The organism is Nonomuraea sp. NPDC003804 (assembly GCF_040610675.1).
Taxonomy (GTDB): Bacteria; Actinomycetota; Actinomycetes; order Streptosporangiales; family Streptosporangiaceae; genus Nonomuraea.
The window spans coordinates 1-18817 of the sequence record NZ_JBEXMT010000030.1; the positions used below are offsets into that span (position 1 = coordinate 1).

The 18817-nt window shown below is 70.3% G+C and carries 15 protein-coding genes; 3 read left to right on the top strand and 12 right to left on the bottom strand.

All coding sequences use genetic code 11. The annotated features are described in order from the left end of the window. Positions 1-168 precede the first annotated feature (168 nt). From ABZX22_RS33660 to ABZX22_RS33705, 10 genes are all read right to left on the bottom strand, one after another. Entirely contained in the window at positions 169-1041 is an 873-nt protein-coding gene (locus ABZX22_RS33660) for a winged helix-turn-helix transcriptional regulator (protein WP_354917115.1), read from the bottom strand. Positions 1042-1067: 26 nt separating this feature from the next. Beyond that, complete coding sequence (locus tag ABZX22_RS33665; protein WP_354917118.1) at positions 1068-2633, bottom strand: FAD-dependent monooxygenase; 1566 nt, start codon at positions 2631-2633, stop codon at positions 1068-1070. Between the two features lie 360 nt (positions 2634-2993). Next, the gene (locus ABZX22_RS33670) at positions 2994-3287 is read right to left on the bottom strand and encodes an MTH1187 family thiamine-binding protein (RefSeq protein ID WP_354917121.1); all 294 of its coding nucleotides are present in this window, start codon (positions 3285-3287) and stop codon (positions 2994-2996) included. Positions 3288-3788: 501 nt separating this feature from the next. Next, positions 3789-4115, bottom strand: coding sequence for a hypothetical protein (locus tag ABZX22_RS33675; RefSeq protein WP_354917124.1), 327 nt, complete (start codon positions 4113-4115; stop codon positions 3789-3791). Positions 4116-4126: 11 nt separating this feature from the next. Then, on the bottom strand, positions 4127-4804 hold the full coding sequence (locus tag ABZX22_RS33680; protein WP_354917126.1) for a uracil-DNA glycosylase: 678 nt from the start codon (positions 4802-4804) through the stop codon (positions 4127-4129). 53 nt (positions 4805-4857) lie between these two features. Further along, positions 4858-6225, bottom strand: coding sequence for a M1 family metallopeptidase (locus tag ABZX22_RS33685; RefSeq protein ID WP_354917129.1), 1368 nt, complete (start codon positions 6223-6225; stop codon positions 4858-4860). 376 nt (positions 6226-6601) lie between these two features. Continuing rightward, a complete protein-coding gene (locus tag ABZX22_RS33690) occupies positions 6602-7477 on the bottom strand; it encodes a carbohydrate ABC transporter permease (RefSeq protein WP_354917132.1) in 876 nt (291 codons plus the stop codon). Continuing rightward, positions 7477-8952, bottom strand: a complete 1476-nt coding sequence (locus tag ABZX22_RS33695) for an ABC transporter permease subunit (protein WP_354917135.1) — start codon at positions 8950-8952, stop codon at positions 7477-7479. The genes ABZX22_RS33690 and ABZX22_RS33695 overlap by 1 nt, the downstream gene beginning before the upstream one ends. Before the next feature lie 12 nt (positions 8953-8964). After that, positions 8965-10281 (bottom strand): ABC transporter substrate-binding protein, encoded by a 1317-nt coding sequence (locus ABZX22_RS33700; RefSeq protein WP_354917138.1) that lies wholly within the window; start codon positions 10279-10281, stop codon positions 8965-8967. A gap of 16 nt (positions 10282-10297) precedes the next feature. Continuing rightward, on the bottom strand, positions 10298-11503 hold the full coding sequence (locus ABZX22_RS33705; RefSeq protein WP_354917141.1) for an ABC transporter substrate-binding protein: 1206 nt from the start codon (positions 11501-11503) through the stop codon (positions 10298-10300). A gap of 135 nt (positions 11504-11638) precedes the next feature. Here ABZX22_RS33705 and ABZX22_RS33710 point away from each other — a divergent pair, with 135 nt between their 5' ends. Genes ABZX22_RS33710 through ABZX22_RS33720 form a run of 3 tightly spaced genes read left to right on the top strand, consistent with a single transcriptional unit; the run spans position 11639 to position 15131 of the window. Then, a complete protein-coding gene (locus ABZX22_RS33710; RefSeq protein ID WP_354917144.1) occupies positions 11639-12145 on the top strand; it encodes a PadR family transcriptional regulator in 507 nt (168 codons plus the stop codon). Further along, the gene (locus ABZX22_RS33715) at positions 12142-12873 is read left to right on the top strand and encodes an ABC transporter ATP-binding protein (protein WP_354917147.1); all 732 of its coding nucleotides are present in this window, start codon (positions 12142-12144) and stop codon (positions 12871-12873) included. Before ABZX22_RS33710 ends, ABZX22_RS33715 begins: the two co-directional genes overlap by 4 nt. Further along, the gene (locus ABZX22_RS33720; RefSeq protein ID WP_354917150.1) at positions 12870-15131 is read left to right on the top strand and encodes an FtsX-like permease family protein; all 2262 of its coding nucleotides are present in this window, start codon (positions 12870-12872) and stop codon (positions 15129-15131) included. The genes ABZX22_RS33715 and ABZX22_RS33720 overlap by 4 nt, the downstream gene beginning before the upstream one ends. 61 nt (positions 15132-15192) lie before the next feature. Here ABZX22_RS33720 and treS read toward each other — a convergent pair whose 3' ends face one another. After that, positions 15193-16869, bottom strand: coding sequence for a maltose alpha-D-glucosyltransferase (treS, locus tag ABZX22_RS33725; RefSeq protein ID WP_354917152.1), 1677 nt, complete (start codon positions 16867-16869; stop codon positions 15193-15195). Between the two features lie 279 nt (positions 16870-17148). After that, positions 17149-18792: an asparagine synthetase B family protein gene (locus tag ABZX22_RS33730; RefSeq protein WP_354917155.1), complete on the bottom strand. Its 1644-nt coding sequence runs from the start codon at positions 18790-18792 to the stop codon at positions 17149-17151. Positions 18793-18817 lie beyond the last annotated feature (25 nt).

Here is an 18817-nt window from a genome sequence, read left to right on the forward strand (position 1 = left end):
GGTGTCGGGGTGTCGGGGTGTCGGGGTGTCGGGGTGTCGGGGTGTCGGGGTGTCGGGGTCGGGGTGTCGGGGTGTCGGGGTGTCGGGGTGTCGGGGTGTCGGGGTGTCGGGGTGTCGGGGTGTCGGGGTGTCGGGGTGTCGGGGTGTCGGGGAAGAGGGGCTGAGGGCTCAGGTGGTGGGGAGGGTGCGGGCGACCTCGTGTGCCTCCTTCACCGCTGCCGGAATGTCCAGGACGGGGAAGATCGTGTGCCGGATCACCCGCTGCCCGTCCACCACCAGGATGAGCCGCTTGAGCCGTACCGTCTGCCCCGCCCTGAACGTCGGCAGCCGCAGGGCCGCCGCCAGCCGCAACTCGGTGTCCGACAGCAGCGGGAACGGGATCCCCTCCATTTCCGCGAAGACCGCCTGCTCGTCGGGACGCTGCGTGCTCACCCCCCGAATCGCGATCCCGTCGCCCGCGAACGCGGCGGCGTGGTCCCTGAACAGCCGGTTCTCCAGGGTGCAGCCCACCGCCCCCGGCACCTCGTTCCATGCGGGCGGCAGCGGCGACGGCACGCCGGTGGCCGGGTAGGTGAACAGCACCGTGGGACCGTCCACCAGCTCGACGGGGCCGGAGGCGCTCGGCAGTTCCACCGGCGCCGGGATCGCGGTCCCGGCCAGCGCCCGCACCCGCTGGGCCTCCGGGCTGCCGGGCGGTGCCATCCCGGTCAGCGTGCCGTCCCCGGCGAGCCAGCGGTCGCCCCAGTCCTGCAGGGAGATCAGCACCGGAGCCAGGGCCCATCCCACGTCGGTGAGCACGTACTCGTGCCGGACCGGCCCCGACTGGTACGGCCTGCGCTCCAGCACCCCGCGCTCGACCAGGTGCCGCAGCCGTTCGGTGAGGACCTTGCGGGAGATGCCCAGCTCGACCAGCAGTTCCTCGAAGCGCCGGCGCCCTCGCGTGGCCTCGCGCACGATCAGCAGGCTCCACCAGTCGCCGACCACGGACGCGGCCTGCGCGATCGAGCAGGGGATGTCCTGTCCGCGAAGGTCTCGGTTCATGTCCTCACTGTACGCCGGGCGAGTCTCTAAAGGAGACTGAGAATGCGCACCAGCGCGCTCTCCAGCGTGCCCGCCGGGTCGAGGTCGGGGCCGGCGCTGCGCCAGGCGACGTACCCGTCGGGGCGCACGAGGACCGCGCCGGCCTTGCCCACGCCGTACCGCTCCAGCCACTGTCCCTCGACGTCCAGCAGTTCGCCGCCGATGCGGTGCGGCGCCAGGCGCACGCCGAGCTGGTCCCTGACGGCGCGGCCGGCGTCCACCCAGCTCTGCCCGTACGGCCCGGCGAGCAGCACGAACCCCGACCCGAACAGGTCGAGCGTCGAGATCGTGCGCCCGTCCCAGTCGAGGACGACGTGCGGGGCCCGACCGCCGGGCCGGCCCGTGGCGACGCGCGGGTCCTCCAGCAGCGAGCCGTCGTCGTCCGGCTCCGACAGGATCGCGGAGGAGTGGTACCGGCACCCGAGGATGGCGGCGAAGGGGTCCTCGAGCGGCTCGGGGTAGTCGACCCGCTCCGCCGGCGGCATGCGGAAGCCGAGGTTGGCCAGCTGGGCGTCGGCGACCAGCTCGCCGACCGGACGGCGTTCGGCGTCGTAGGAGTCGAGGAAGGCGGGATCGGCCTGACTCGAGACGACCAGCCAGAGCCGCCAGGCGATGTCGCAGCCGTCCTGCAGCGCGGTGCTTCCGCCCTGCCCGCCGGTCGGCGGCATGGTGTGGGCGGCGTCGCCGGCCAGGAACACCCGTCCCACACGGTAGGTGTCGGCCAGGACGTGGCCGATGGCGAACGACGTGGTGTCCAGGACGGTGACGTCGAGGTCGGGCACGCCGACGCCGAGCCGTACCATCTCGACGTCGTCGAAGCCGGGCTCCTCGCCGTCGTAGTTGACGCCGAGCACGTGGGCGCCGACGCCGGTCCCGGTGATGAGTGCGCCGGTGAAGGCGGTGTTCTGCAGGAACCAGAGGGTGACCTCGCGCTCGTTGACCAGGGCGGTGAGGTCGGCGTCGAACATGATCGCGCGCATGTGGCCGAGCACCCCCTTGCCCGAGGTGGTGACGCCGAGTGCGGCCCTGATCGGGCTGCGGTAGCCGTCGGCGGCGATGACGTAGTCGGCCCGCACGGTCGTCTCGACGCCGTCGGCGTGGAGGAGGGCGGTCACGCCGTCCTCGTCCTGCTCGAGCGACACCAGTTCGGTGGAGAAGCGCAGGTCGGCGCCCAGTTCTTCGGCCTTGCGGCGCAGGATCCGCTCGACCTCGGCCTGGGGGGCGCCCAGGTCGGGCGCGGGCGACAGGTGCCGGGGGAAGGGCATGGTGCTGGTGTCGAGGATGATGTTGGCGTCGGGGTCGGTGAGACTGGCCGCGATCGCGATGCGCATGCTCTCGCCGATGCCTTGCCAGATACCCCGGAGCTCTTCCTCCAGGCCGGAGATGGGGCGCAGCAGCTCGACGGCGCGCGTGCTGACGCCGAACGCCTTGGGCTGGATCGAGGTGCTCGCGTGCCGCTCGACCAGCATGACGGGGACGCCGCGCCAGGCCAGCATGGTCGCGGCGCTGAGGCCCGCGTAGCCGCCGCCGACGATCAGTACGGGTACTCGCATCGTTCGCTCCTTCGAGACATATCGCGTATCGTCAAGATATGACGCGACTTCTCGATCGTCAAGATATATCTCGAGTTGCTCGGCTCATCGGCTTCGGATTGAGGTTCCGGCTCCGGGTTCGCTCCGTACGGCTCCCGCACGGGCGTCGCGCTCCCTGAGCGGTTCTCGCCGCGACAGCGCCGCAAGTGGACTCAGCAGTCAGCGGGGGCCTCGCCGTGCGCGTCGTACTTTCATGACAACGCGGCAGCGCCCAGCGCGGGTCCAGTCCGCCACCTGGGCTGCGCATCGCAGGCGCCCGAGAGCGGGCGCCACCTCGATCGGAGTGTCCGGCGTGCCTGCTCCGGCGCGGGTGGTGCGCGATCAGTCGCGCAGATGCTGCTCCAGCCGTTCGACCTTGCTCGTCATGCCGTCGGTGACGCCCGGCCTGACGTCCGCCTTCAGCACCAGGCTGACCCGGGGAGCGACCTCGCCCACGGCCTCGACGGCCCGCTTCACCACGGCCATCACCTCGTCCCACTCGCCCTCGACGGTGGTGAACATGGCGTCTGTCCGGTTGGGGAGCCCGCTGTCGCGGACCACCTTGACCGCGCGCGCCACCGGCTCCGAGACTCCCTCGCCGACCCCGAGCGGCGTGATGGAGAATGCAACGATCATGACTCGATCCTAGCCGCGAGAAACCACCATGCCACCGAGCCGGCTCGCGCTTCGCGCGCGCACCAGCCAGACCGATCGGCTCGGGCTGCGCTTCCGCATCGGGTGCCTGATCGGTTCGGGCTGCGCCGGCGCGCCGGGTGACCGATCGGCTCGGGCCGCTTGTCTACCGGGTGACCGATCGGCTCGGGCCGCGTTCGGGCGCTGGCCTGCCGGGTGACCGATCGGCTCGGGCCACGTCGAGCGTTGGCCTGCCGGGCGGCCCCCCGCTGCTCTTCCCTGCCGGGCTGCCGGCATGCTGCGCTTTCCTCGCCCGGCTGCCGGTCGGTTCGCGGTGCGCGACGTGTCCGGTTTACTCAGGCGGGTTCGTTGTCGGGCCGTCCGCCGGGCCGGCGCGTCGGCGTCGCGGTCCCGTGGGAGCCGCGTCCCCGGCCGCGCAGGCCGGAGGAGTGCCCTTCCCGGGGAAGGGCCGTGGGTGGGAGCGGTGGCTCCCACCCCTGAGCCTCAGTGGTCGTGACCTTCGTGGTCATCCTCGTCCTCGTCGCTGGGCCCCTCGGAGGGCTCAACGCCCAGAACGGCCTCGCGCGGCTCGACCTCCTGGATGTGGTCGATCAGCGACAGGACATGGTCGGGCTCGATAAGCCACTGCAGCGCGGTCGCGCCCGTCTCGTCGGAGCTGACCAGCTCCGCCTGCTCCTTGCGCTCGTCCTCGTCGAGGTCGGCGTCAGGGTGCCGGATCTCGGCGAGGGCGGCCGCCTGCAGGGCGGCGACGTCCAGCACCTCGACGGTCAGCTCGACCGTGAGGCGGAGGAACTTTTCTTCATCACTCATGGCAGAAGAGCCTAGGGCAGCTTCCACTCCACGGGCGTCGCGCCTTGCTGGACGAGCAGCTCATTGGCCCGGCTGAAGGGCCGCGAGCCGAAGAAACCGCTGCGGGCCGACAGGGGCGACGGGTGGGCGGACTCGATGCGCGGCACCTGTCCGAGCATGGGCGCGAGGTTGCGGGCGTCGCGGCCCCACAGGATCGCCACCATCGGCTTGTCACGCGCGACCAGCGCGTGGATGGCCTGCTCGGTCACCTCTTCCCAACCCTTGCCGCGGTGGGAGGCCGGCTTGCCTGGCATGACGGTCAACACCCTGTTGAGCAGCAGGACGCCCTGCTCGGCCCACGGGGTCAGGTCACCGTTGGACGGCATCGGCAGGCCGAGGTCGGTCTCCATCTCCTTGTAAATGTTGCGCAGGCTGCCGGGCAGCGGGCGCACGTCGGGGGCCACGGAGAAGGACAGCCCCACGGGGTGCCCTGGCGTGGGGTAGGGGTCCTGGCCCACGATCAGCACCTTGACCTCGTCGAAGGGCTGGTTGAAGGCTCGCAGGACGTGGGAACCGGAGGGAAGGTACTGCCTGCCCTCGGCGATCTCGTTGCGGAGGAAATCTCCCATGTCCGAGATGCGCTGGGCGACGGGCTCGAGAGCGCTGGCCCATCCAGGTTCGACTACTTCGTGTAGGGGACGACCGACCATGGACATGCACCCTACCGATCAGCTCCGACAAACCGCAGGCCGTACCGAAAAGATCACAAAGCGGGCTTGCCCGGTGTGTACAGCCAGGCGTCGAACAGGGAGTCGAGCTGCTTGCCGGAGATCCGTTCCGACAGGGCGACGAAGTCGGCGGTGGTGGCGTTGCCGTACTTGTGGTCGGTGACCCAGGTGCGCAGGATCCTGAAGAACGTCTGGTCGCCGACCGCCTTGCGCAGGACCTGGAGGGTCATCGCGCCGCGTACGTAGACGGCGTTGTGGAAGAGGTGCTTGGGGCCGCCGGGGTCGGCGGGCGGAATCTTCCAGAACGGGTCCTCGGCGGGCTTGGCGTAGGCGTCGGCGAAGGCGGACGACAGGCGGACGGTGCCGAGCCTGTCGGCCCACATCCATTCGGCGTAAGTGGCGAAGCCCTCGTTGAGCCAGATGTCCTTCCAGCGGGTGGGGGTGACGGCGTCGCCGAACCACTGGTGGGCCAGCTCGTGCGAGAGCAGGACGTCGTCGGGGACGTTCGGGTAGACCGGCCTGGTCTGCGCCTCCAGCGCGTAGCCGACGGTGGGGACGTTGTCGACGATGGCGCCGGTGGCGGAGAACGGGTAGGGGCCGAACATCCGGCTGAAATAGGCGAGCAGGGGGCCGTGCCGTTGGGCCAGGCGCTTGCCGGCGTTCCCGAGCGCGGGGTCGACGGCCACGATCGTGCGCAGGCCGTTCACCTTGGTATCGGTGACGGTGAAGGCGCCGATGGTGACGGTCGCCAGGTAGCTGGCCATCGGCTCCTTGGCGGACCAGACGTAGGTCGTCCTGCCCGTCGCGGCGTTCTTGGAGACCAGTTCGCCGTTGGCCACCGCGACGCGGTCGTTCGGCACGGTCACCCTGAACCGGTAGCCGGCCTTGTCGGTCATGTGGTGGTTGCCGGGGTACCAGCTCATGGCCCCCTGGGGCTGGTTGGCGTTGAACACGCCGTCCGGGGTGCGCACCCAGCCTTCCTTGGAGCCGTCGGGGTCGACGACGTAGGTGGGCCGGCCGTTGTAGGTCACCGCGACGGTGAACGCCTTCCCGTTGGCGATGCCGGCGGCCGGCGTGACGACCACCTCGTCGTTCCTGCGGGTGAACCGCGCGGCCGTCCCGTCGACGGTGACGGAGGAGACGGCCATGGTCCTGACCAGGTCGAGGTTGAACCGGCTGAGCGCCTGGGTGCTGCGCGCGCCGATCGTCGCCGTGCCCTGCATGACGCGGGTGCGGGGGTCGTAGTCGAGCGCCAGGTCGTAGTGGCGGGCGTCGTAGCCGCTGTTGCCCTGCGCCGGGAAGTACGGGTCGCCCGCGCCCGGGGCGCCGGGGGAGTCGGCCACGGCGGAGGCGTGCGGAAGGGCGATGACAGTGAAGGCGGCCACGGCGAGAAGACGCTTCATAGAGCGATTCTCGCGCACACCCACCGCCCGCTCGGAGCGCATGCCCACCGTCCGCTCGGAGCGCATGCCCACCGCCCGCCGCCCGCTGGGAGCGGCGCGCCTCTGTTCCAGGCGGAAACCAGGGCCCATTTCGGGCGGAGGCCAGGGCCTCATTCCGGGCGGATGCCAGAAAGCGCCCCCGTTCCGGGAGCGCGTCGCCAACCCCGGCAGCGCCCGCCCGCAGCGCGCGCCGCCCTCCCGGAGCACGCGGGCCGAGCGCTGCCAGGAGCGCGCGGGGCCGGAGGCCGCCCGCGGGTGGCGAGCGGCGCCGGCCGAGTGATCCACGGGCGCCCGCCGCCCCGAGCCAGGCGGGCGCCCGCGAATCAGTGCAGGTGGCTCACTTCACCGAGCCGGCCATCATGCCCTGCACGAAGTACCGCTGGAAGGCGAAGAACAGCACCAGCGGGATGATCAGCGACAGGAACGCGCCCGGCGCGATGATGTCGACGTTGGTGCCGAACTGTCGCATCTGCGACTGCAGCGCCTTGGTCATCGGCTGGGACGCGGTGTCCGCGAAGACCAGGGCGATGAGCAGGTCGTTCCACACCCACAGGAACTGGAAGATCCCCAGCGAGGCGATCGCGGGCTTGCCCAGAGGGAACACCACGGTCGAGAAGATCTTCCACTCCGACGCGCCGTCCATCCTGGCCGCCTCCAGAAGCGAGGAGGGGATGCCGACGAAGAAGTTGCGGAGCAGGAAGATCGCGAACGGCAGTCCGAACGCGACGTGGAACAGCACCACGCCGGGGATCGTGCCGAAGATGCCGACCTGGCCGTAGAGGGTGGCGATCGGGATCAGCGCGATCTGGATGGGCACGATCAGCAGGCCGACGACGACCAGGAAGAGCGTGTCGCGGCCGGGGAACTCGATCCAGGCGAAGGCGTAGGCCGCCATCGCCGCGATGCCGATCACCAGCACCGTGGTCGGCACGGTGATCAGCACCGTGTTCCAGAAGGAGGCGGTGAAGCCGCTGGCCAGCAGGTTGGTGTAGCTGCTGATCGTCAGCTCCGCCGGCTTGGTGAAGATCGTCCACCAGCCCTCGGAGTTGTTCACCGTCTCGTCGCGCAGCGACACCACCAGCAGGCCGAGGGTCGGGATCAGCCAGAACAGCCCGATGAGGATCATCACGACCTGGACCGCGCCGCTGCCGAGGCGGTCGACGAGCCTGCCGATGGGGCCTCGCCGTACGGCTCCCGCGTGAACGTGAGCCATCACTGCTCCCTCCTGAACCGGCGGATGTTCATGATCATGAACGGCAGGACCAGGATGAGCAGGAAGATCGCGAGTGCGCTGCCCAGCCCCTGGTTGTTGCCGCCGCCGAAGGAGACTCGCCACATCTCCAGCGCGATCACGTTCGCGTTCGGCTGCACCGATCCCGGCGCGATGATGAAGACCAGGTCGAAGACCTTCAACGTATTGATGATCATCGTGACGAACACGACGAGAAGCACGGGCGACAGCAGCGGCACGGTGATCTTCCTGAAGACCTGCCACTCGGTCGCACCGTCGATGCGGGCCGCCTCCAGCGCGTCACGCGGGATGCCCGCCAGGCCCGCGGCGATCAGCACCATCGCGAAGCCCGCCCACACCCAGACGAACGCGCCGATGATGGCGGGCGTGATCAGGGTCGGGCCGAGCCAGGTCAGGCCGTTGAACGGCGCCTCGAAGTTCGACTGCGGCAGCCGTACGGTGTAGGAGCCGGGTGCCAGGCCCGCGAAGGTGAAGGTGCCGTCGGGTCCGGTGGTGGCGGTGGCCGCGACGGAGTCGCCGCTGACCGCCTCCACGGTCACCCCTGGCAGGCCCTTCTCGCTGCCGTCGACCTGGCCGGCCTTGCCGCCGCCGCCGGGCGTGAAGTCCAGCCAGACGGTGCCGCTCAGCCCCTGTCCTGAGGCCGCCGCGGCGGGCTTGGCGTCGGCGGGCACCGCCTCCGGCTTGAGCCCGACCAGCGGGATCAGCACCGGCTGGCCCGCCTGGGCGGGCTGCTTGGTGACGACGGCGCCGTCCTGCTCGGCCACGGGCGAGGCGTCGTTCTCCCTCGGTCGCGCTCCCTCCAGGCCGCCCCCGCTGGAGAACACGCTCGAGACCGTCGACATGAGCGCGTTGGCCACGCCGCGGTCCGGGTCCTCCTCGTAGACCAGGCGGAAGATGACGCCGGCGGCCATCAGCGAGACGGCCATCGGCATGAACACGATGAGCTTGAAGGCGGTGGCCCACTTGATGCGCTCGGTGAGGACGGCGAAGATCAGGCCCAGGGTGGTGACCACGATCGGGCCCACCACCACCCAGATCAGGTTGTTCCTGATCGTGGTGAGCGTGCCGGAGTCGGTGAAGATCGTGCCGAAGTTCTGCAGCCCGACGAACTGGGTGCCGGTGGCGTCGTAGAGGCTGCGGAAGATCGAGTAGACGATCGGGTAGATGACCCAGATGCCCAGCAGGAGCATCGCGGGAAGGACGAAGAACCAGGCCACGATGGCCGAGGGGCCCAGCTTGCCGCGGCCGGGCTTGGCGGCGGCAGGGCGGCTGCTCGTCTCGGTGGCGGTGGTGGCGCGTGCGGTCGCGCCGGCGGGATCGGGGTTCTCGGTGGGGGAGGTGCCCGACTCCGTCTGGGGGGTGGGTTCTGGCCCGGGGGTGGACCCGCGCGACGTGGTGTCGCGCGGGCCGGTCGGGCCGTTCAACCGGTCGGTCACGGCCTCGCCCCTTTACTTCCAGGCCTTGGCGGCCTCGGTCTCAAGGGCCTTGGCGGCGGCCTTGGCGTCCGCGGGGTTGCGCAGGAAGTCCTGAAGGACCTTCCACTCGCCCTTGCCGTCGGTGCCGCCGAAGGCGCTCGGCGCGAGGTCGGACATGTCGTACCGGACGCTCTCACCGGCGGAGATGATCGTCTGCGCCAGCTGCTTGGTCATGTCGCTCGGGTAGTTGTCGGGGGAGACGTTGCGGTTCGGCGACAGGTAGCCGGGCAGCTTGGCCCACACCTCGCCGCCCTCCTTGGAGGCCAGGAACTCCAGCAGCGCCATGGCGCCGGGGGAGTCCTTCAGCGCGACCGCGATGTCACCGCCGAGCACGACCGGCGCGGTGTCGCCGACCTTCGGGAAGGGGAACACCTTGGCCGTCTCGCCGATCTTGGCGCCGGACTGGGTGGCGGAGGCGGCCACGAAGTCGGCCTCGATGACCATCGCGCCCTTGTCCTGGCCGTACACCTGGGTCACGCAGGTCGGGAAGTCGGTCTGGAGGGCGCCGCTGTTGCCGCCGACCATGTACTCCTTCTTGCCGAAGATCTGCGCCATCTTCTCCAGCGCGGTCACGACGGAGGCGTCGGTCCACGGGATCTCGTGCTTGGCGAGCTGGTCGTACTTCTCCGGGCCCGCGCTCGACAGGTAGACGTTCTCGAACAGGTCGGTGAGGGTCCAGCCGGAGGCACCGCACAGCGAGAACGGCGGGGTGCCGGAGTCGGCGATGGCCTGGGCGGTCTTCATCAGCTCATCCCAGGTGGTCGGAGCCTGCACGCCGGCGTCGGTGAACGCGGCGTCGCGGTACCAGACGATCGACTTGTGCGCGGCCTTGACGAGCACGCCGTACACCTGGCCGTCGGCGGAGCCGAGCTCCTTCCAGTACGGGGTGTAGTTGTCGTCGATCTGCTTCTGGACCTCGGCGCTGAGGGGCTTGAGCGCCTTCTGGTCGGCGTACTGCTTCACCAGGCCGGGCTGCGGGAGGATCGCGATGTCCGGCGGGCTGCCGCCCTGGATGCGGGGGCCGAGGTAGGCGCCGGTGTCCTCACCGGTGGAGGCGTAGGTGACCTTGGCTCCGGTCTTGTCCTGGAAGGCCTTCAGCACGGTCTCGAAGTTCGTCTGCTCCTCGCCCGTCCACTTGGCGGCGACCTCGATGGTCACCCCCTCGAGGGGCTTGGCACCGGCGGCCGGGGCGGAGCTGGCCGCGCCGGTCTGCTGGGGGGTGGTCGTTGGGGCGTTGCCGCAGGCGGCGATGGCTACCGCGAGCCCCGCCAGAACAACTGCTTTGCGCATGATGCCTGACCTCGAATCACTGGGTTGCGATGATCTCGGCTAGCTCTGCCTTCATGGAGGCCGCCACGTCATCGGTTGATTGGTCGTACGGCGGGCTGAGCGCCTTGGAGACCGCGCTGGCGATCACCAGGCTCAGCTGGTCGTAGTTCGCGCTGACCGGTCGCGGCTTGGCCGCGAGGATGCTCTCCTTCAGCACAGGCAGATAGGGGAAGCGCTTGATCAGCGAAGGATCGTCATAGAGCTCGGCCCACACCGGAGGGAAGGAACCCTCGGTCAGGACGCGCCGCTCGTTCTCCAGACTGGTGAAGTACTTGATGAACTCCTGCGCGGTGTTCTGCCGCTTGGAGTAGGCGCTGATGGCCAGGTTGGCGCCGCCCAGCGAGCTCGATCCCGGTCCGTCGGGTCCGGGGAGCCTGGTCACCGCGAACTTGCCGGCCACCTTGGACTGGGTGGCGGGCCCGTACGCGTGGGGCCAGTTGCGGGCGAAGACCAGCTGGCCGTTCTGGAAGGCCAGCCTGGACTCCTCCTCCTTGTAGTTCAGCGCCTGCGGAGGTATCCATCCCTCGCGCAGGCCCTGGGTGAAGAAGTCGAGCGCCTGCTTCGCCTTGGCCTGGTCCAGGTCGGGCAGCGTCCCGCCCGCCGACTGGACCGCCTCGGCGAAGTTGACCGTCAGTCCCTCATAGGCGGCCAGCTGTCCCGCGTAGCCGCCGATGTCGTGTTTCTTGGTGATCGCAAGGGCCTGGGCGCGAAGCGCGGCCCAGGTCGTGGGCGGCTTCTTGACCAGGTCCTTGCGGTAGTAGAGCAGCCCTGCGTTGCTCGTGTACGGCACCGCCCAGAGCTTGCCCCGGTAGACCGCGGTGTCCACGACGGGCGGCAGGAACCTGTCGAGCGGGAACTGCCCGCGCTCCAGGGGGATGATCCAGCCGTTGTCGGCGAACTCCGCCGTCCACACCACATCGAGTCCGAGCACGTCGTAGCGGTCGCTCCTGGCCTGCAGGTTGGCGACCAGCTGCGCGCGCTGCTCGTCGGCCGCTTCCGGCAGTTCGAGCAGCGTCACCTTCTGTGCCGGGTGCGCCTTGTTCCAGCGGTCCAGCAGGGGCTGCAGGTAGCCGGTGGTGTCGCGCCCGGTGGCGAAGGTGATCGGACCGTTGGGGTCCTCCCCGCCCTCTTCCGTTACCGACGCGCATCCGGCCACCAGGAGCGCGATCAGCATCACGGACATGGGGCGGAACACGTATGACCTCCACATTCCGACCGGATTACATTCGTGTTAGGTAGATGCATTCATGTTATGCACAGCGCTAATCTGAACGTCAACGGATATGTCCGTAACGAGCGCGTAACGAGGAGGTGGGGCGTGCGGTTGCACCTGCTGGCGCTCCTCGCGAAGGAACCCGCCCACGGGTACGAGCTCAAGCAGGCTCTGGAGCAGACGTTCGGCACGGCCTACCCCTCACCCAACATCGGCCAGATATACGTGACGCTCGGCCGCCTGGAGAAGGACGGCCTGGTCAGAGCCGTTGACGTGGAGCAGTCCAACCGGCCGAACAAGAAGGTCTACTACCTGACCGCCAAGGGCCGCGACGTGCTCACCGACTGGGTGGACGAGCCGACGGAGGGCCCGAGGGTGCGCGACGAGTTCTTCATGAAGCTCGTGCTCGCGCCCCTGACCGGCATCGCCGACCGGATGGCGTTGATCAACCGCCAGCGCCGCCACTACCTTGCGCTGATGCGCGATCTCAACGAACTCGCCGAGCGGACCGATCCGGGGAATCAGGTCGCGCTCCTGCTGATCGAGGGCGCCATGCTGCACCTGCAGGCCGACCTCGACTGGCTCGAACGCTGCCAGGAGGACCTGACGTGACCGTGCTCAAGACCGTCAACCTGGTGAAGATCTACCAGAACAACCACGTGCCCGTGCCCGCCGTACGAGGGGTGGACCTGCAGGTCGACGAGGGTGAGTTCGTCGCCATCATGGGTCCTTCGGGCTCCGGCAAGTCGACGCTCGTGCACATGCTCGGCGGGCTCGACTCCCGCACCAGCGGCGAGATCTGGCTGGACGGCAAGCGCGCCGACACCCTCTCGGAGAGCGCCTGGGCGCTGCTGCGGCGCGAGAAGATCGGCTTCGTCTTCCAGTTCTTCAACCTGGTCGCCAGCATGACCGTCGCCGACAACGTCGAGCTGCCCGCCCTCCTGGCGGGGGCCTCGCCGAAGGAGGCGCGCGAGCGCAGGGAGTACCTCCTCGACGCGCTCGGCCTCACCGAGCGGGTCGAGGCCGCCCCTGCCCAGCTGTCGGGTGGCGAGCAGCAGCGGGTGGCGCTGGCCCGCGCCCTGTCCAACAAACCCAGCCTGCTGCTGGCCGACGAGCCCACCGGCAACCTCGACAGCCGCAACACCCGCGACGTGCTGCGCCTGCTCAACGAGGTGCACCGCGAAGGGCAGACGATCGTCCTGGTCACCCACGACGCCAGGGTGGCCAGCCTGGCCGACAGGGTCGTCTCGCTGCTCGACGGCCAGATCGTCGACGACGGCAAGATCGTCCGCAGGCGGCCCGGCAGAGGCGGCGCCGGAGAGGTCATCGACCTGCGATGAGAGCCGGCCTCCGATGGATCAGGGCCGACCTGCGCGCCAGGCGCGGACAGGCCCTCCTCACCGTGCTGACGATCGCCGGGATCGTGGCCGCGCTGATCACCGCGGCCACGCTGCTCGAGGACGGCACCAACCCGTGGCGCGGCCTGTTCGCCGAGACCAACGGCGCCCACCTGTGGATCCACACCAAGGACCGGCCGCAGGTCGTCGCGCTCAGGCAGATCGACGGGGTGGAGCAGGCGACCGGGCCGTACCGCTCGGCGCCCGTGACCGTGCTCCAGGAGCGCAGGAAGGCCCCGGCCGCGCTGCGCGCCATGCCGGTCGCCGCCCCCGAGGTGGCCAGGCCCGTGGTCGCCGAGGGCGCCTGGCTCGACCGCGCCCAGCCCGACAGCGTGGTCGTCGAGCGTTCCTTCGCCAGGGCGCTCGGGCTGCGCCTGGGCAGCGCGGTCACCGTGACCGCGCTCAGCGGCGCCCGCCACGTGCTGTACGTGCGGGGCATCGCCGACTCGGCCGACCAGGGGTTCTATCCCGAGTGGACGCCCGGCCTGATCTGGGTCCTGCCGGAGAAGCTCGACCGGGTCGAGCCTGAGCTCGGCCGCAGCGAGTGGGTGACGGGCCTGCGCCTCGAGGACCCCGAGGCCACCCAGTTCGTCTCCCAGCGCGTCGTGGTGATGCTGGACGAGGAGGTCCAGCGCGTCTACACCTGGCGCGAGGTGCGCGCCGCCATGGAGCTGGACAACCGGCTGCTCGGCACGCTGCTGGCGCTGTTCGGCATCGTCGGCCTGGTGGCCGCCGTGCTGGCGCTGGCCAACGCGGCCGGCGGGCGCGTGCTGTCGCAGCTGCGCGACCTGGCGACGCTGAAGTCCATGGGCTTCACCAGGGGCCAGGTGGCGGGTCTGCTGCTGGTCGAGCACGGCGCGCTCGGCCTGCTCGGCATCGCGCTGGGCGTGCCGCCCGGCTGGCTGGTGACCTGGCTGGTGCTCGACACGACCTCCGTCGCGCTCGTGCCGCTGCTGGCCATCACCGCGGGCACCGCGCTGGTCGTGCTGGTGGCCGTCGGCGTGCCCGCCTGGCGCGGCAGCCGTACACCGCCCCTTCCCGCCGCGCCCGCGGCGCCGCCCCGTGGCCGCCTGTCGCGCCTGGCCAGGCTGGCCCTCCTGGTACGGCTGCCGCCCGCGCTCGTGCTGGGCGCCCGCGACGCCTTCTCCAGGCGGGTGCCCGCCTTCCTGACGGCGTTCGGCCTGGCCGTGCCGATGATGATGATCACCATCGGGCTCGGCGTCTGGGCCACGCTCGACGGCTTCCTCGCCCACCCCGAGCAGGTCGGCCAGCACGCCCGGCTCCTGGTGCGCCCGGACAAGCTGACTCCCGAGCAGGCCAAGGCCCTGTCCGAGCGGGATCCGGCCGTCCTGCAGGTCTATCCGGGGGCCGAGGTCGACGCGCTGGTGCCCGGCGAGGCCCGCTCGATCAGGGTGCGCGCGATCGGCGGTTCGGCCTCGCCGTACCCCTTCCCGGTGGTCGAGGGGCGCATGTACGCCGACAGGGGTGAGGCGGTCGCCGGACAGGGCCTGCTCGACCTGCTGCGGGTGAAGATCGGCGACCGGGTGTGGCTGTCGGTCGGCGGCACCCCGCTGATCGTGCGGATCGTCGGCAGGACCGTGGAGCCCGACCTCGACGGCCAGGTGCTCTCGCTCGGCGTGGACAGCCTCGCGGCCAAGGACGTGGTGCCGCCGGAGTTCTGGGGCCTGGCGCTGAAACCGGGCGCCGACCCCGCCGAGGTGCGCGACCGGCTCCTGGCGGCCTCGGGCGAGGGGCTGGAGATCCAGCGCGTGGTCAACCCCGCCGAACGCCTGGCGGTCATCCGCGTCGTCATCGTCGCGCTCGTCGCCGTGCTCGCGCTGATCGGCCTGGCCAACCTGTTGACGGCCAGCGCGCTCGGGCTGCGCGACCACGCCTACGACCTCGCGGTGCTGAAGGCGATGGGGCTCACCCCGCGCCAGGTCATGGCCACACTGGTCATGGGCACGGGGGTGCTGGTGGTGCTCGGCGTCGTCGCCGGCACCGCGGCGGGCTCGTTCGTCGTGCAGGGCCTGATCGACCTGCAGGGCCACACCAGCGGCGTCGGGGCGGGCATCGCCCGTCCGCCCTCGCCCCTCATGCTGGCCGTGGCGGTGCTGGTGGCCGTCGGGGCGGCGCTGGCCGTCGCCCTCATCCCCGCCCGCAGGGCCGCCCGCGCGCAGGTGCCGATCACCGCCAGGTAGCCGCAGGGGTGCCTGTCGCCGTTGACAGGCACCCGCGAGAGCGCGCCCCGGAGGGGCGCGCTCAGCCGGCCTTGAGCGCGAACCAGTAGAAGCCGTGCCCCGGCAGGGTCAGCATGTACGGCGACTCGCCGATCCTGGGGAAGCGGACGCCGCCCCTGGCCTCGACGGGCACCATGCCCTCGAAGCGCCGCAGGTCGAGCTCGACGGGCTGCGGGAACTTCGACAGGTTGTTCACGCACAGCATCAGGTCGTCGCCCTCCTCACGCACGAACGTGAGGACGGCCGGGTTCGACGACCACATCTCGGTGTAGGCGCCGGTGCCGAAGACCGGGTGCTGGCGGCGGATGTGCAGCATCTTCCTGGTGAAGTGCAGCAGCGAGGCCTCGGTCTTCTGCTGCGCCTCCACGTTGACCGCCTGGAAGCCGAAGATCGGGTCCATGACGGCGGGCAGGTAGAGCCGACCGGGGTCGGCCGTCGAGAAGCCCGCGTTGCGGTCAGGGCTCCACTGCATCGGCGTGCGGACCGAGTCGCGGTCCTCCAGCCAGATGTTGTCGCCCATGCCGATCTCGTCGCCGTAGTACATCACCGGCGAGCCGGGCAGGCTCAGCAGCAGCGCCGTGAACAGCTCGATCAGGTCGCGGTTGTTGTCGAGCAGCGGGGCCAGACGCCGCCTGATGCCCAGGTAGGCCCGCATGCGCGGGTCCTTGGCGTACTCGGCGTGCATGTAGTCGCGCTCTTCCTCGGTCACCGTCTCGAGCGTCAGCTCGTCGTGGTTGCGGAGGAAGATGCCCCACTGGGCGTTGTCGGGAAGCTTGGGGGTGCGCGACATGATCTCCGAGATCGGCTCGCGCGTCTCCTTCTTCACCGCCATGTAGATGCGCGGCATCAGCGGGAAGTGGAAGGCCATGTGGCACTCGTCGCCGCCCGTCGTCGGGTCGCCGAAGTACTCGACCACGTCCTCGGGCCAGCCGTTCGCCTCGGCCAGCAGCACCCTGTCGGGGTAGAGGCGGTCCACCTCCGCGCGCACCTTCCTCAGGTACGCGTGGGTCTCGGGCAGCCCGCTGCAGCTGGTGCCCTCCCTCTCGAACAGGTACGGCACGGCGTCCAGCCGGAACCCGTCGATGCCCAGGTCCAGCCAGAACCGCAGGACCTCCAGCATCGCCTCCTGGACGGCCGGGTTGTCGTAGTTGAGGTCGGGCTGGTGGTGGAAGAAGCGGTGCCAGTAGTACTGCTTGCGCACCGGGTCGTAGGTCCAGTTGGACTCCTCCGCGCCGATGAAGATGATCGGCGCGTCGGGGTAACCGGTCGGCTCGTCCGCCCATACGTAGAAGTCGCCGTAGGGCCCCTCGGGGTCGTGGCGCGAGGCCTGGAACCAGGGGTGCTGGTCGCTGGTGTGGTTCATCACCAGGTCGGTGATGATGCGGATCCCGCGCGCGTGCGCCGACTCGATGAGCTGGACGAAGTCTCCGAGATCACCGAAGTCCGGGAGGATCTTCCCGTAGTCGGAGATGTCGTAGCCGCCATCGCGCAGCGGCGACTCGTACAGCGGCAACAGCCACAGGCAGTCGACGCCGAGCCACTGGAGGTAGTCGAGTTTCTCGATGAGACCGCGCAGGTCTCCGGTCCCGTCGCCGTTGGAGTCCTTGAACCCCCGGACGAGCACCTCGTAGAACACCGCCCGCTTGTACCAGCGTGGATCGGCCGAGACGAAGGCCTCGGAGACCGATGGGTTGTTCATATGACGCTCACAGAAGGAGATGTGGGCAGGACGAAGTCACCGGTTTCCCCGGCGTGTTGTGTGGTGACCGCGTCGCATGGAGTCGTCATCCCTGCGATCTCCATGCCCGGCCGAGACCAGATTTGTGATCTGATGCCCCGGTTCTTGCGACGCTCTCGGGCCGAACACTACCAGCCCCATGGCCCTCCGGAACCCGCTTCTTTGTAGCGGTCGTAATACCCACGAGATCCGTATGTAACCGCTCTGTAACCCTGCGTTCTCCCGGTGGATGCCCGCAGGTCAGAAGGGTGGCGTCAGCTCGGCGAGGTCGCTCTCGTAGTCCGTCAGCCAGGCGCCGAACAGCACCAGGCCACGCACCCAGAACCGGTCGTTCCACCCGGTGAACCGGGTCAGCGCGTCCGGCCCCGAGGCGATCACCTCGTGCAGCGTGTCCGAAAACAGGCTCGGCACCTTTTCGGTCACCTTCACCAGCATCCGGTGGGAGTAGTCGCGGGCCGGGGCCGCGGTCGAGCGCAGCGGCACCCGCTGGAGCGGCTGCTTGACCACGTTCGTCGACGGCAGCGCGGCCACCCTCGGGTTGGCCGCGTGCAGCAGCTCCCGGTAGAAGCGGCCCTTGTCCTTGCGGGCCACCCCGACCGACAGCGCGGCGTCGAAGAAGTCGGGGTGGATGAACGGCGCCGCGAAGCCGGCCTCGGGGCCGACCAGGTTGACCGCCGAGCGGGCGATGCCGCGCACGGTACGGGTGTGCAGCACCGACAGCGGCAGCTCGGCCCGGTGCCCGTGGAGCATCGAGGTGGCGGCGGCGAACTGCTCACGCACGACGTCGCCGATCCACGCCTCGGCCGCGGGCGACAGGAAAGGCACCGAGGGCGCGCCGAGCGACAGCGAGCCGAGCACGGCCGCCGAGCGCTCGGCCTGCGTCCTGGCCTCCAGCGCCGCGCCGCTGACCATGAAGTTCTTCAGCAGCGGGCCGCCGGCCAGGCCGTCGACGAGCACGCGGCCCGCGCCGTGCACCTGCTTGGCGAAGGGCGCGTACCAGGCGTGGTGCGGGGTCATGAACTCCAGCCGCCGCGCCACCTCGAGCGCGTCGCGCGGGTAGGCGGCGGCCTCCTGGGTGATGACGCGGTGCCGTACCCCCAGCTCGCGGGTGATGGCGCGGGCGAAGGCGATGTCGGTGTCGGTGCCGTCGTCGGGGCTGGTCGTCCACGACTCCACGTCGGCGCCGCGCGCCACCGCGACCGAGCACAGCAGCCGCGAGTCGTAGCCGCCGCTGACCGGCACCAGCAGCGGGCGCCCCTCGTAGTCGTCGTAGACCCCGTGCAGGATCTCCAGCAGCTCACCGGCGCCGCGCCAGGCCTCGTACGGCTCCTGCCGCAGCCAGCGCGGCAGCCGCCGCTCGGTCGAGATCCTGCCGTGGGCGTGGACCAGCGCGCTGGAGCCCGGCAGGCGGCTGATCCCCCGGTACGGCGTGGCGTCGCCGAGCGGGAACGTCACCTGGATGATCGACGCCCACGCCGCCCAGTCGATGTCGACGGGCACCAGCTCCAGCAGCGGCTTCAGCAGCGAGGAGAAGTAGACCGCCTCGCCCACGCGCACGTAGTAGACGTCGACCAGGCCGAGCGCCCCCGCGTGCAGCACCGTGCGGGCGCCGTCGCCGATCAGGCCGGGCGTCTCGTAGGTCTCGGCGACCGTGATCCAGTCGGCGGGCGCCGCGGGCCTGCGCTCGCCCCACGCGAACGCGAACGTGCCGTCGGCGCGGTGGTAGGGCGGCAGCGGCTGGGAGCTGTAGAGCGCCGCCTCGGCCGTCTGGAGGGCGGGCCTGACCTTGGGCCCCGACCCCGCGAGCTTGTCGAGCAGGCCCGCATCGAGCCGGCCGAGGGCGCCGCACACGTACGGCCTCACATTGAACGCCGGCCACTGCACGCGATCTCACTCCTCAACGCCGATT